Origin of the sequence: Phyllobacterium myrsinacearum (genome assembly GCF_014138285.1) — a bacterium.
In the GTDB taxonomy this organism is placed as follows: Bacteria; Pseudomonadota; Alphaproteobacteria; order Rhizobiales; family Rhizobiaceae; genus Phyllobacterium; species Phyllobacterium myrsinacearum_A.
The window spans coordinates 1,230,511-1,244,028 of sequence record NZ_JACGXN010000001.1 but is presented as its reverse complement, the minus strand read 5'-3'; the positions used below and the strand labels follow the sequence as shown (position 1 = coordinate 1,244,028).

Here is a 13,518-nt window from a genome sequence, read left to right as displayed (position 1 = left end):
TAACACCTGAGGCAGGGCATAATTTCCCGGTTGAAAAGATAGAAATAAACCCGGTGTTAACCACCGGGTTTCGTCACTTTTGATTCGTTTGTAAGACAAGTTTACATATGCGGGCTGTCACGCATTGCCGATGAGAATGCCTGTTGCCAGCACGAGGCTGCCACCCAGCACGACCTGTATCGCCGCGCGGAAGAAGGGTGTTTCCATGTATTTGTGCTGGATATACGCAATCGCCCAGAGCTCGACGAAAACCACCATCGCAGCGACGGTTGTGGCCGTCCAGAAATCCGGGATGAGGTAGGGCAGGGCATGGCCCAGTCCGCCGATGGCCGTCATGAGGCCATTGGCAAGGCCGCGCTTCAACGGCGCTCCGCGCCCGGAGAGTTTTCCGTCATCATGGGCAGCTTCGGTGAAACCCATCGAGATGCCGGCGCCGAGCGAGGCGGAGAGGCCGACAAGAAATGTCTGCCATGTGTCCTGCGTCGCAAAAGCGGCGGCGAAAATGGGAGCGAGCGTCGAGACCGAGCCATCCATGAGCCCGGCCAGACCCGGCTGGATATAGGTCAGCAGGAACTGCCGGCGCTCCGTCATTTTTTCGTCTTGCTGGACCGCATCCGGGGTGTGCTGCTCGCCGAGCCGGTGCGCCAGTGATTCATGGGTTTTCTCGGCGATGGCGAGATCCCCCAGCAGTTTGCGTGTCGAGGCGTCGCTGACGAGCTTCATCGCTTCCGTATAGAAACGATAGGCCTGCTCCTCCATTTTTTCCGCCATCTCGCGCACCTTGTCTATGCCGAGCGGGCGCACCAGCCAATCCGGCTTGCGTTCGAGATAGCCGCGCACATGCTCGCGCCGGATCAGCGGAATCCGATCGCCGAAACGTTCCCGGTGCAGATCGATCAGCACTTGCCGGTGGTGGTTTTCCTCTTCCGCCATGTCCTCGAACACCTTGGCACTTTGCGGGAAGTCGTCACGAAGCCCGTCCGCATAGGCAAGATAGATCCGCGCATCGTCTTCTTCCGATGAAATCGCGAGCGCCAGAATTTGCTGTTCCGACAATGTATTGAGGTCGTGGCGGCGTGGACCGAAGAAACGGCTGAGCATGATACTGTCCTAATTTAGAATAATTCTAAACTATAGAAATGCGGACGTCTTTTCAAGGGGTGCGTGGGACAATGATGACAATGATTTGGGTGCTGTGCTCCCTGTACGGTGCTATGAATGGCAAAACCTGCACGCACGCGTACCCGAGGACATGATGACCCCTTTCGCCATTGCCAATATCGACATTGTGGATGCCGCCAGCCGCCTCAAGGGCCAGCTCGTGCCGACCCGGCTTATCGAATCGGAAGCGCTCAACGCCAGGTATGGTGCGCGTCTGCTGTTCAAGCCGGAATGCCTGCAGCGGACGGGTTCATTCAAATTCCGCGGTGCCTATAACCGCATCAGCCAGATGACGGCGGACGAGCGTAAACGCGGTATCATCGCCTTCTCCTCCGGCAACCATGCGCAGGGTGTGGCAAGTTCCGCCCAGCTCTTCGGCATCAAGGCGGTCATCATCATGCCATCAGATGCGCCGCAATTGAAAATTGCCAACACCAAATCCTATGGTGCCGAGGTGGTGCTCTATGATCGTTACAGGGAGAGCCGTGAGGAGATTGCGGCCGAATATATCAACGAGCGCCGCATGATTCTGGTGCCGCCCTATGATGATCCGGCCATCATGGCCGGGCAGGGCACCATCGGGCTTGAACTGATGGATGAGGCCGAAGAACGCGGCATCGTGTTCGACGACGTTTTTGTGCCAAGCGGCGGGGGTGGGCTGATCAGCGGTATCTCCGTTGCCATCAAGGCCCGTTCGCCGCAAACCCGCATCTGGGGTGTCGAGCCCGATCATTTTGATGATCTGCGCCGGTCGCTGATTGCCGGAAAGCAGGTTGCCAATGAACCGGGCCACCGCTCGATCTGCGATGCTATTCTCACCCAGCAGCCGGGCGATCTGACCTTCCCGATCAACCGGCAAAATCTGGCGGGTGGAATTGCAGTTTCCGATCATGCCGTTGCCGCTGCCATGCGCGACGCTGCAACCTATCTCAAGGTGGTTGTCGAGCCCGGTGGCTGCGTCGGGCTTGCCGGTGCGGCAGCCCGTGCAGATGACCTCAAAGGCAAGACGGTCGCCGTGGTCCTGTCCGGCGGCAATGTCGATCTGGATATCTATGGCGGGCTGATCGGATCAGCATGACTATCGTGCGTGGTTCGTGGTTCGACAAGCTTACCATGAGGGAGAGTGAGGGACTCAGGGAGCCAGGTTCTGTAAGATTGCTTGTACTGCAATGTTTCCGATTGGCTTTGCAGCACCACTCTCCCTCATGGTGAGCTTGTCGAACCACGAACCACACACGATGGTACTGCCCCGATCTCTTAAACCTTTGTCTCATCGCGACAGATAAGCGTCCTCGTGTCATCAAATTGTAACGCTGACCTTCTAGCGGTCGGGAACGGTTCGAAGCCGCTCCCCCAGCCAGATAGCCAGAGGTCAGCATCATGAACGAACTTGCTCCCCAGCAGCCATTCCGCACCAGTCAGCTTGAAGAGAATGATGGTCCGGGCCACAATCTCTCCGACAATGCCACCATGGGCGAGATCATCGCCGCGCGTTTTTCGCGCCGTGGCTTTCTGAAAGGTTCGCTTGCCGTTTCCGCCATTGCTGCCACTGTTAGCCCGATGGCGCTGATGCTGGCCGATGATGCCCGCGCCGCCGATACCAAGTCTGCCTTCTCCTTCGAGGAAGTGGAAGCCGGCATTGACGAAAAGCACCACGTTGCCGCCGGCTACGATGCCGATGTGCTTTTGCGCTGGGGCGATGCCCTGTTCCCGGATTCGCCCGCTTTTGATCCGAAGAACCAGACACCGGAATCCCAGGCCCGGCAGTTCGGTTACAACAATGACTATGTCGGCTATATCCCGATCGACGGCTCGTCCGAACATGGTCTGCTGGTGGTCAACCATGAATACACCAACGAGCATCTCATGTTCCCCGGCATCGTCAAGGTGGTCGACGGCAAGATCAGCGTTTCGCCCGCCGATAAGCAGCGCGTTGACATCGAAATGGCTGCCCATGGCGGCACTGTTGTCGAGATCCGGAAGACCGAGGGCAAGTGGCAGGTCGTCAGGGACGGCAAACTTAACCGCCGCATCACCGCCAATACCGAGATGCAGCTCTCAGGACCTGTTGCCGGACACGACCGCGTCAAGACCAATGCCGATGCATCTGGCAGGAAGGTTTTCGGCACGATCAACAACTGTTCGGGTGGCGTTACGCCATGGGGTACATACGTTTCCGGCGAAGAGAACGTCCACGGCTATTTCCTTGGAAAACTGCCTGAAGACAGCAAGGAAGCCGCCAATTACAAGCGCATGGGCATTCCGGAAGGCGTCTACGACTGGGGCAAGTTCCATGACCGGTTCGACCTGTCCAAGGAACCCAACGAGGCCAATCGTTTCGGCTGGGTGGTGGAAATCGACGTGAACGATCCGAATTCCATTCCGAAGAAACGTACCGCGCTCGGTCGCTTCAAGCATGAGGGCGCCGATTCCATCGTTGCCAAGGATGGCCGCGTTGTTTTCTATCTCGGTGATGATGAACGCTTCGACTATGTCTACAAATTCGTCACTGCAGGCAAATTCAATCCGGATAATCGTGCCGCCAATCTCGATCTGCTGGACGAGGGGACGCTGTATGTCGCCAAGTTCGACGTGGATGGCTCACTCAACTGGCTGCCGATCGTCTTTGGACAGGGCCCTTTGACCGAGGCCAACGGCTTCCATTCCCAGGCGGATGTTCTCATCGAAACCCGCCGCGCCGGTGATCTGCTGGGCGCAACCAAGATGGACCGCCCGGAAGATATCGGCCCGAACGGCGTCAATGGCAAAGTCTATGTCATGCTGACGAACAACACCAAGCGCAAGGATGATCAGGTCGACGCCGTCAATCCGCGCGCCAAGAACGCCTTTGGTCACATCGTCGAAATCACCGAAGAAGACGGCAATTTCGCTGCAACCAAGGGCAAGTGGGAAATCCTTCTGAAATGCGGTGATCCCACGGTGGCCGATGTCGGCGCTTCGTTCTCGACGGAGACGACAAAGAATGGCTGGTTCGGCATGCCCGACAATTGTGCGGTCGATGCCGCCGGACGCCTCTGGGTTGCCACCGACGGCAATTCGCCGAAGGAAACCGGCCGTACCGATGGCATCTGGGCCATCGATACGGAAGGCGGCGCACGTGCCACGTCGAAACTGTTCTTTCGCGTGCCGGTTGGTGCCGAAATGTGCGGCCCGCTTGTCCTGCCTGATATGCAGTCCATGATGGTTGCCGTCCAGCACCCTGGGGATGGCGGCGAAGACTGGAAGCCATTCGGGCGTCCATCCTACTACGAGGATCTGTCCACCCGCTGGCCCGATTTCAAGGATGATATGCCGGTGCGCCCTGCTGTCGTTGCAATCACCAAAAAGGGTGGCGGCAAGATCGCGGTCTGATCGGAACTCCCGGCCCCGAGTGTCAAATCTGAGGCCGGATTCTGTCTATTTGCTCAATCAGCTGTGACCAGTTTCCGTGACGTCCGTTCGCGCGGATGCGGGTCTACATGCATCATTTCGCCAAAGGGCGAACCGCCAAAACCCCACGCCCATTTGTAGCCCACAAGGTCTTCTTCCGGCGTGGTCTGCTGATCATAGTGGGAAAGCAGCTTTGCCCGCTCGGCCAGTTCTTCCGCTTCCTGCCGCAAGAGATCCGCAGTTTGCCGCCGCATGGGACGGGAGAAACTCAGGAAATGACCATCATCGCCACGATGCGCGATGCACCAGCTGATAAAATTGCGGTTCATCGTGATGAATGTCGCATGCAGCGGCCCGTCAAAATCCCATTGCACCGGCTGCTCCACCAGCAGACGGAAATGGAGGCCGCGGCCGATCTGCAAAAGGCCGAGTTTTTCCAGATCACGCAGGTAGAGAAACATGCTGGCTTCGCTCAGCCGATGAATGCGCATGATGCTTTCCGGTGTAAACTTCTCCAGAATAAGAATGAAAACAAAGAATAGGGACTGGTTCTGCGCCAGTCGCCGCTGCACATCCAGCGTCACCTTGCTGCCCTGATCCGGCGCGCGGTTCATCGAGCCGATCAGGTGCTCGATCTCGATCCCCGCCGCGTCGCAGATTTCAATGAGCCGGCCAAGCTTGCAATCCTTCTCCTGAAAGATCCGTTTGATGGTTGGTTCCGACAGGTTCATCCGCCGGGCCAGATCGCCATAGGTGATGTTCTTGGCTTTCAGGCCACGTTTCAACGCGTCGAAAAGCATCTTGTTCATCAGAACTAATCCTCGAAGCGATCAAAAAGTATCGTTTATCGATACTAGATTGAATGCCACTTTCCCATAAAGTGCAATAATCTAATCCTTCTCCTGACGAAGCAAGGAGAATTATCATGCACAAATCCTATGGGATCATTTCGGTATTCGCGGTTGTCGCGAGCCTTTTTCCTGGACCAGCCCATGCCGGGCCTGCCCGTGAGGTGTGGAAAGTATCCGGTTTCAAGACACCGGAATCCGCACTTTACGACAAGGCGCACCAGCGGCTAATTGTCAGCAACATCAACGGAGCACCGGATGCGGTGGATGGAAACGGTTTTCTGTCACTTGTCTCTCTGGATGGCCAGATCATCCAGATGGATTGGGCAAGTGGTTTTGATGCGCCGAAGGGAATGGCGATCGTCGGCAACAAGCTCTTTATATCTGACATTACCAAATTGCGAGTTGTCGATCTCGATACCGGCAAGATCATTGAAACGTTGGCAGCCGAGAAGGCTGTGTTTCTCAACGACGTGACAGCCTCTGCCAATGGCGATGTCTTTGTCACGGATATGCTGGCCGACCGCATTTATCGCTATTCCGGCGGCAAGATCGATCTGTGGCTGGAAAGCGCTGGTCTCGGAGCGCCCAACGGCATCATTGCCGATGGCAACCGGCTTATTGTCGGCTCCTGGGGCAAGGGGGTGCATCCTGATTTCACCACTGACAAGCCGGGTGGCCTGCTTGAGGTCGACATGGCGACCAAGGCCGTGACACCATTTCCCCAGGCAACTGCTTTTGCCAATGTGGACGGGATTGTCGTACTCGCGCGCAGCATCTATCTCAGCGATCCCCTGAAAGGCGCGCTCTATCGCGTAGTCGCCGGTCAAGCGCCGCAACTTGTTGCCCAGTTCAAGCCGGGTGATGTGGATATCGGTTCCGATGACGAAACCCTTTATGTGCCGATGATGAATGAGGGGGAACTGTTTGCGCTGAAGATCAACGCGCTCAACTAGCCCATCTCTGAATATTGCTAGAGTCAATGGCCGCGACGTCGCGGCCATTGTAGCACGCGACAGCATGTCTACTTCTCATCTGGCGTCTTCCGGTGACATATGTCCGCAGCGAAAGGACGCCGTCATGGATCCGTTTATTCTGTCGAGAATACAATTCGCTGCGAATATCTCGTTCCATATCCTGTTCCCGACGATCACCATCGCGCTCGGCTGGGTCCTGTTGTACTTCAAGCTGCGCTATCGCAGGTCCAGCGATGAGAGCTGGATGAAGGCCTACCATTTCTGGGTCAAGATTTTCGCCCTGTCCTTCGCCTTTGGCGTGGTGTCGGGCGTAACCATGAGCTTCCAGTTCGGTACCAACTGGCCGGGCTACATGGGAACGGTGGGCAATATTGCCGGGCCGTTGCTGGCTTATGAAATTCTCACCGCGTTCTTTCTGGAAGCGGCCTTCCTCGGCATCATGCTGTTCGGGTTCCGGCGCGTGTCCAACCGCGTTCACACGCTGGCAACCCTTCTTGTTGCCTTCGGCACGACGGTGTCGGCATTCTGGATCATCGCGCTGAATTCCTGGATGCAGACACCGGATGGTTTCGAAATGCGCGGCGGCAAGGCCTTTGCCACTGACTGGGTCGCCATCATCTTCAACCCATCCATGCCGTACCGTCTTGTGCATATGCTGCTCGCGTCGGGGCTTACCGTATCTTTTCTCATATCAGGCATATCAGCTCTGCGCTGGCTGCTCGGCGACTGCACGGATGCCATGTGGAAAACGCTGCGTACAGGGGTCTATCTCGCAGCGGTGCTTATCCCGGTGCAGATCGCGGCTGGCGACCAGCATGGGCTGAATACGCTTGCGCATCAGCCGCAGAAGATCGCTGCCATGGAAGCCAATTGGGAAACCCGCTCTAATGTGCCGTTGGTGCTGTTTGCCTTGCCTGACGAGACCAAAAAGCAAAACCGTTATGAGATTGCCGTGCCTGATGGTGCCAGCCTGATCCTGCGGCACAGTGCTTATGGAATTGTGCCGGGCCTTGATCAGTTCGAGGGCAATCACCCGCCGGTTCTACCGCTGTTTTTCGGTTTCAGGATCATGGTTGGCACGGGCATCCTGATGCTCTTGGTGTCATGGACAGCGGCGTGGGTGCTGTGGCGGTGTGGAACGATCACCCGGCCACTCGCGATGCTGATGGTGCCGATGGCGCTGTCCGGCTGGGTGGCAACGCTCGCCGGCTGGTACACGACGGAAATCGGCCGCCAGCCCTGGCTCGTCAGCGGCGTGCTCAAGACCACCGACGCGCTCGGCCCCGCGCCTGCCGCAGTGGTTGCTTCTTCGCTCGCCGCTTACCTCATTGTCTATGCGGTGCTCCTGCTCGCCTTTATCGGCGTCATTGTCCGTCTCGCGGTCAAGGCCGCGCGGGAGGGCGACAGGCAGCCGGAACCGGGTGTCGAGGACCAGCCTTTGGGCCAGCCGGTGCGGGGGATGTGATGATGCACTGTTCTGCTCGTCACCCCCCTCTGTCCTGTCGGACATCTCCCCCACAGGGGGGGAGATCACATCGACATCAACATTTTTGCCCTTATTGCAATGTCTCAGAATCAATCAAAATCGTCATGAAGGCTGATCTCCCCCCTTGGGGGGGAGATGCCCGACAGGGCAGAGGGGGGTGTTCTGAAGCCAAAATCAGACATCGCATCGCCCATGACCTTTGACCCCGCCATCCTTCTTCCCCTCATTTTTGCCGGGCTGATGGGCTTCGCCGTTCTTGTCTATGTCATCCTCGACGGGTTTGATCTTGGCGTCGGCATCCTCTTCACCGCGGCCACTGACGAGGAACGCGACACGATGGTTGCGGCCATTGGCCCGTTCTGGGATGCCAATGAGACCTGGCTGGTCCTCGCCATCGGCCTGCTGCTGGTGGCCTTTCCCGCCGCGCATGGCATCGTGCTGTCGGCACTCTATATCCCCGTTGTTGTCATGCTGATCAGCCTGATCCTGCGCGGTGTTGCCTTCGATTTTCGCGCCAAGGTTGACCTGCATCTGAAGCCGCGCTGGAATTTTGCCTTCTCCATCGGCTCGATCACTGCTTCCATGGCGCAGGGTTACATGCTCGGCGTCTATGTACTGGGGCTCGACCAATCATGGACCGGCATTTTGTTCGGACTGCTGGTCGGCCTATGCCTTACGGCCTCTTACGCGGCCATCGGCGCCGCGTGGGTCATCCACAAGACCGAGGGTGAATTGCAGCACAAGGCTGTCCTTTTGATGCGCCGTTCGCTGGTTTTCGTCGCCCTCGGCATGGTGGCAATCTCGCTGGCGACCCCCATGGCCAGTCCGCGTATTTTTGCAAAATGGTTTTCGCTGCCGGAGATGGTTCTGCTCGCGCCCCTGCCGCTGGTCACGGTGGCGCTGTTCGCGGCACTCTGGTCCGTGCTTGGCCGAATGCCCGCGGTGGGTGACAGGCATTCCGCTTTGCCGTTTGTGATGATGGCAGGTATTTTCACCCTCGGCTTTGCCGGGCTCGCCTATTCCTTCTATCCCTATGTGGTGCCTGAGCGGCTGACGATTTTCGCGGCGGCCAGCGCGCCGGAAAGTCTTGGCATCATCCTTGTCGGCGTCATCGTCGTGCTGCCCGTTATCATCGGTTATTCCATCTTTGCCTACCGGGTCTTTGGCGGCAAGGCCCGCGAATTGCGCTACGACTGACGCGAAAAAGTCAGCCGGTCGCGCTCGCGCTGGCTTCCCGCCACGTAGAACTTGTCGAACCACGCGGTGCTTTCGCCTGAAATCGCCTTGGGCTTTTTCAGCGTGATCTTTTTCGGTTGCGTGGCGATTTCCACCTGCATGCGGTTGCGGAAGTTCAGATGATCGAACATGCGCAGCGCCTCAATGGCAAAGGCCGTCGCCACCCGCTGGTCCTCGATGATGACGAGATGGTCGCCATTGCCCGTCTCGCCCGAAGGCGAGAAATTGCTCGACCCGGTGAACACCTTGGCCGTCGGCTTGTCGAAATCCACCACGGCAAACTTGTGGTGGATGTTGATGCCGCTGCCGCCGGACCATTCGCTCTTGAACGGCTCCGGTGCATTCTTGGCCAGATAGGCGAAATCAACGAGGCCGTTCTCGCCGCTCGGCTTCTGGATTTCCATCCCGCTCTTCTTGTCCACGACGCCATAGCTGAACAGCGGCTTCTTGATCAGCCGGTCCAGCGCCTCGCGAACCGGGCCGGATTTGGTCTGGTTCATGAAGGCGAAGGAATAGAACACCGAGGATGCCGCCTGATCGATGGCGCCGCCCACCGGCTGCAGCGACAGATCCGATGTCTTGTGCGGCGAGAAACAGACATGCACCGCCGGGCGGCCTTCGCGTTTCACCGAATGCCAGACTTTCGAGAACGGGTCCTTGTGGAAATTGGCCATGTCGGTGAAGGCCAGCGTAAACATCTGCTCGAACAACGCGGAAACGGCCTCATCATCGAAGATGAACAGGTTATTGGCCTGAATGTAGAACCCGCGGAACGAAAAATTCATCGATCCGCCCAGTACCCGCACCGGCATGCCGTTGCGCTTGGCGATCAGCACCTTGTTGTGCTGCAGCCCGCGAAAATGCCCGCGCCTGACGTGATCCGCCCCGGCGCTGGCAACGAGCCGCGCCGCCGCCTGTGTTTCCGCGCTATCCGGCGCGCCATGGCCGCTTTTCATCGCACCGGTCTTCTTGTCTGCCACACCGGAATCATCAACGATCACCCGCAGGCGGCTGCCGAGCTTTTCCAACTGCGCCAGAAAATCCGGCTCGTTCAGGTCATAGGCCAGCGCATCCACTTCGATGGTGGGATCCTTCACCGCCCAGTCGAGGAAACCGAACAACAGCCGGTGCGCTTCGAAGCCCAGCCAATCGTAAATACCTGTTTTGGCGATCTCGGCTTTCTTGGCTGCGAAGGCGAGGCCATCGTCCGCATTGCCGGGGATGATGTCATTGGTCAGGTGCAGCCGCTTCTTCTTGTCCTCGAAGGACTGTGACGAAGCAAAGTTGCGGGTAAAACCGATATCGAGAAAGCCGTCATGGGTGACCGCGTCGTAGCGGATCGGCAGTTCGATCATGGTGCCGCGCACCAGCTTGCCGTCCTGCGGCATATGCATCTTGGTGACGCGGTAGGTGTAGATACCGTCCTGCGGCTCATAGGGAAAATGCACCCAGCGGAACATCTGCAGCGGCGCTTCCGTGGTGGGGAACTTGCCGCCGCCGGTCACTGCCTTTTTGGCGGGCTCGCCATAGTCAAAGGCGATGCGGTTGCGCAGATTGAGGAATTTCGTGCCCTTCGGCTCCTTGTACTCCACCGCGAAACCGACAAAATCGTCCTCCGGCGCATCCACATCGAAGCCCAGCAGGCACATATATTCGCCCCGCCAGAGTTTCACGCGGAAGCCGTCCGTCTCTTTGAAATTGAAGAATTCGTCCATCATCACATCCCCCGTGCGTGGCGCAGGGGTAAAATATAGCACAGACGATGCAATCTTGTGACGGTCCGCGCCCCGGGTTTGCATTTCCCGCTTTGCGTTTTGCCTGTTCACTGCTAAATCGCGCGCATGAGCACTCCACTTGACCACATCCGTAATTTTTCCATCGTCGCCCATATCGACCATGGCAAATCCACCCTTGCCGACCGCCTGATCCAGCAGACAGGCGGGCTTGAGCTGCGCGACATGAAGGAGCAGGTCCTCGACTCGATGGATATCGAGCGCGAGCGCGGCATCACCATCAAGGCACAGACCGTCCGGCTGAAGTACAAGGCGAACAATGGCGAGGATTATATCCTCAACCTGATCGACACGCCCGGCCACGTCGACTTTGCCTATGAAGTGTCGCGGTCCCTTTCCGCATGCGAAGGCTCGCTGCTTGTCGTCGATGCCTCGCAGGGCGTCGAGGCGCAGACCCTCGCCAATGTCTATCAGGCCATCGACAACAACCACGATATCGTCGTGGTGCTGAATAAGGTCGATCTGCCTGCCGCCGAACCCGAGCGCATCCGCGAACAGGTCGAGGAAGTCATCGGGATCGATGCCAGTCAGGCCGTGCTGATTTCCGCCAAGACGGGTCTTGGCATTCCTGACGTTCTAGAAGCAATCGTCAACCAGCTGCCACCGCCACGCGAAGGCGACCGTACCAAGCCGCTGAAGGCGATGCTGGTCGACAGCTGGTACGACAGCTATCTCGGCGTTATCGTTCTTGTGCGCATCATCGATGGCGTTCTGAAGAAGGGCCAGACCATCCGCATGATGGGCACCGGCGCCAAATATCCGGTCGAGCGCACCGGCGTCTTTACGCCGAAGATGCTGGCCGTGGATGAACTTGGACCGGGCGAATTCGGCTTTATCACCGCTTCGATCAAGGAAGTCGCCGACACGCGCGTCGGCGATACCATCACCGAGGACAAGCGCCCGACAGATTCCATCCTGCCCGGTTTCAAGCCGGCGCAGCCCGTGGTTTTCTGCGGTCTCTTCCCGGTCGATGCGGCTGACTTCGAGGATTTGCGCGCCGCCATGGGTCGCCTGCGTCTCAACGATGCCTCGTTCTCCTTCGAAATGGAAAGCTCCGCTGCGCTGGGCTTCGGTTTCCGCTGCGGCTTCCTCGGGCTGCTGCATCTCGAAATCATTCAGGAGCGGCTGGAGCGCGAGTTCAACCTTGACCTCATCGCCACGGCCCCGAGTGTGGTCTACAAGCTCAACATGACCGACGGCACGCAGAGGGAGTTGCACAATCCCGCTGACATGCCCGAGGTGATGAAGATCGCCACCATCGAGGAGCCATGGATCCGTGCGACGATCCTCACCCCCGATGATTATCTCGGCTCCATCCTGAAGCTGTGTCAGGACCGCCGCGGCATCCAGATCGACCTCAACTATGTGGGTAAGCGTGCCATGGTCACCTATGACCTGCCGCTCAACGAAGTCGTGTTCGATTTCTACGACCGGTTGAAATCGATCAGCCAGGGCTATGCCTCCTTCGACTATCACCTCTCGGATTACCGCGAGGGCAATCTGGTCAAGATGTCAGTGCTGGTGAACGGCGAGCCTGTTGATGCGCTGTCGATGATGGTGCACCGCGCCGCCGCCGAAAAGCGTGGCCGCGACCTCTGCGAAAAGCTGAAGGACCTCATCCCCAAGCACATGTTCAAGATCCCGATCCAGGCAGCCATCGGCGGCACGGTGATCGCGCGCGAAACCATCTCGGCCCTGCGCAAGGACGTGACGGCGAAGTGCTATGGCGGTGACGTCTCGCGCAAGCGCAAGCTTCTGGAAAAGCAGAAGGAAGGCAAGAAGCGCATGCGGCAATTCGGCAAGGTCGAAATTCCGCAGGAAGCGTTTATTCAGGCCCTGAAGATGAGCGATAATTAAAAACAATTCCAGAAAAAGTGGATACCGGTTTTTCGTCCGGAATTGCGATGAGGAAATGCCTTGGTGACAGCGTGTTTTTCGCGTCTGATGGTTTGGAACCGGGAGGATAGAGGCGTGCCGCTGTCCCTTCATCTTTCGCGCGGTTTTATCCGCGCCACAGGTTTTGCGCTGGCCTGCGGTTTTATCCTGTCGGCTGCCGCCTGCACCACCGCACGGCCTCCTGCTCCCTCCGCATCTGTCCTGCAGGAGGAAAAGCCGGAACCGCTGCCGCCGGGGATCAAGCCGCTGACGGTGGAACAGGCCGAACAGGTGGGGGAATGATCGCCTGATTTATCGTCGTCGCTGGGTGTTCAGCGCGATGGCGGCTTGAATGAGTGCCTTGAAGGCGTCCTCGTTGATGACGTCGCCCTCGTGCAGATCAATGGCACGCCGCGTATTGCCCTCGAGGCTCGAATTGAAAAGCTGCGCTGGGTCGGCGAGCGCCGCGCCTTTGGCAAAGGTCAGCTTCACTGCGCTCTTGTAGGTCTCGCCGGTGCAGATGATGCCCGCATGCTCCCAGACGGGAACTCCGCGACATTTCACGTCTTCCACCACCTCAGGGTCGGCCTGCCTGATGAGCGCGCGCACATGCGCCAGCGTCTTGCCGCGCCAGTCGCCCAGCTCTTCGATCCGCGCATCGATGAGCGCGGACGGGTTTTCAGCCCTGGTGTTTGCACTCTCATTCATCGCTTCGCGTTTCCCTTTTATGTCGACATACCACCCATGCAGAT

Annotated in this window: 11 protein-coding genes; 7 read left to right on the top strand and 4 right to left on the bottom strand. The window is 58.2% G+C overall.

The window, feature by feature from the left end:
- Positions 1 to 117 precede the first annotated feature (117 nt).
- Positions 118 to 1,101: an iron exporter MbfA gene (gene mbfA, locus FHW16_RS06160; RefSeq protein WP_182548224.1), complete on the bottom strand. Its 984-nt coding sequence runs from the start codon at positions 1,099 to 1,101 to the stop codon at positions 118 to 120.
- Between the two features lie 151 nt (positions 1,102 to 1,252).
- Between mbfA and FHW16_RS06155 the strand changes: the two genes are divergently transcribed.
- Together FHW16_RS06155 and FHW16_RS06150 are read left to right on the top strand one after the other, a co-directional pair.
- Entirely contained in the window at positions 1,253 to 2,239 is a 987-nt protein-coding gene (locus FHW16_RS06155; RefSeq protein WP_182548223.1) for a threonine ammonia-lyase, read from the top strand.
- 302 nt (positions 2,240 to 2,541) lie between these two features.
- A complete protein-coding gene (locus FHW16_RS06150; protein ID WP_182548222.1) occupies positions 2,542 to 4,533 on the top strand; it encodes a PhoX family protein in 1,992 nt (663 codons plus the stop codon).
- 53 nt (positions 4,534 to 4,586) lie between these two features.
- Here the strand turns inward: FHW16_RS06150 and FHW16_RS06145 are convergent, their stop codons facing one another.
- A complete protein-coding gene (locus FHW16_RS06145) occupies positions 4,587 to 5,360 on the bottom strand; it encodes a helix-turn-helix domain-containing protein (RefSeq protein ID WP_182548221.1) in 774 nt (257 codons plus the stop codon).
- Positions 5,361 to 5,476: 116 nt separating this feature from the next.
- On the opposite strand from FHW16_RS06145, the gene FHW16_RS06140 reads away from it, so the two are divergent.
- The 3 genes from FHW16_RS06140 to FHW16_RS06130 all read left to right on the top strand — a co-directional run bounded on the left by FHW16_RS06140 (position 5,477) and on the right by FHW16_RS06130 (position 9,059).
- Positions 5,477 to 6,355 (top strand): ATP/GTP-binding protein, encoded by an 879-nt coding sequence (locus tag FHW16_RS06140; protein ID WP_182548220.1) that lies wholly within the window; start codon positions 5,477 to 5,479, stop codon positions 6,353 to 6,355.
- Positions 6,356 to 6,479: 124 nt separating this feature from the next.
- Positions 6,480 to 7,841 (top strand): cytochrome ubiquinol oxidase subunit I, encoded by a 1,362-nt coding sequence (locus tag FHW16_RS06135; RefSeq protein WP_182548219.1) that lies wholly within the window; start codon positions 6,480 to 6,482, stop codon positions 7,839 to 7,841.
- 213 nt (positions 7,842 to 8,054) lie between these two features.
- Positions 8,055 to 9,059, top strand: coding sequence for a cytochrome d ubiquinol oxidase subunit II (locus tag FHW16_RS06130; protein ID WP_182548944.1), 1,005 nt, complete (start codon positions 8,055 to 8,057; stop codon positions 9,057 to 9,059).
- Here the strand turns inward: FHW16_RS06130 and FHW16_RS06125 are convergent.
- The gene (locus FHW16_RS06125) at positions 9,050 to 10,816 is read right to left on the bottom strand and encodes a phospholipase D-like domain-containing protein (RefSeq protein WP_210278023.1); all 1,767 of its coding nucleotides are present in this window, start codon (positions 10,814 to 10,816) and stop codon (positions 9,050 to 9,052) included. The two genes, FHW16_RS06130 and FHW16_RS06125, sit on opposite strands and share 10 nt — an antisense overlap.
- A 123-nt stretch (positions 10,817 to 10,939) precedes the next feature.
- Between FHW16_RS06125 and lepA the strand changes: the two genes are divergently transcribed.
- Entirely contained in the window at positions 10,940 to 12,748 is a 1,809-nt protein-coding gene (lepA, locus tag FHW16_RS06120; RefSeq protein WP_182548217.1) for a translation elongation factor 4, read from the top strand.
- A 114-nt stretch (positions 12,749 to 12,862) separates the two neighbouring features.
- Positions 12,863 to 13,069: a hypothetical protein gene (locus tag FHW16_RS06115; RefSeq protein ID WP_182548216.1), complete on the top strand. Its 207-nt coding sequence runs from the start codon at positions 12,863 to 12,865 to the stop codon at positions 13,067 to 13,069.
- 9 nt (positions 13,070 to 13,078) lie between these two features.
- Here FHW16_RS06115 and FHW16_RS06110 read toward each other — a convergent pair whose 3' ends face one another.
- A complete protein-coding gene (locus FHW16_RS06110; RefSeq protein WP_182548215.1) occupies positions 13,079 to 13,474 on the bottom strand; it encodes a DUF1801 domain-containing protein in 396 nt (131 codons plus the stop codon).
- Positions 13,475 to 13,518: the final 44 nt, after the last annotated feature.

Bases quoted from the DNA above. Each gene is read 5' to 3' on its own strand.
- mbfA (WP_182548224.1), bottom strand. From the start codon at position 1,101: ATGCTCAGCCGTTTCTTCGGTCCACGCCGCCACGACCTCAATACATTG.
- FHW16_RS06145 (WP_182548221.1), bottom strand. From the start codon at position 5,360: ATGAACAAGATGCTTTTCGACGCGTTGAAACGTGGCCTGAAAGCCAAG.
- FHW16_RS06155 (WP_182548223.1), top strand. From the start codon at position 1,253: ATGATGACCCCTTTCGCCATTGCCAATATCGACATTGTGGATGCCGCC.
- FHW16_RS06135 (WP_182548219.1), top strand. From the start codon at position 6,480: ATGGATCCGTTTATTCTGTCGAGAATACAATTCGCTGCGAATATCTCG.
- FHW16_RS06130 (WP_182548944.1), top strand. From the start codon at position 8,055: ATGACCTTTGACCCCGCCATCCTTCTTCCCCTCATTTTTGCCGGGCTG.
- FHW16_RS06110 (WP_182548215.1), bottom strand. From the start codon at position 13,474: ATGAATGAGAGTGCAAACACCAGGGCTGAAAACCCGTCCGCGCTCATC.
- FHW16_RS06150 (WP_182548222.1), top strand. From the start codon at position 2,542: ATGAACGAACTTGCTCCCCAGCAGCCATTCCGCACCAGTCAGCTTGAA.
- lepA (WP_182548217.1), top strand. From the start codon at position 10,940: ATGAGCACTCCACTTGACCACATCCGTAATTTTTCCATCGTCGCCCAT.
- FHW16_RS06140 (WP_182548220.1), top strand. From the start codon at position 5,477: ATGCACAAATCCTATGGGATCATTTCGGTATTCGCGGTTGTCGCGAGC.
- FHW16_RS06125 (WP_210278023.1), bottom strand. From the start codon at position 10,816: ATGATGGACGAATTCTTCAATTTCAAAGAGACGGACGGCTTCCGCGTG.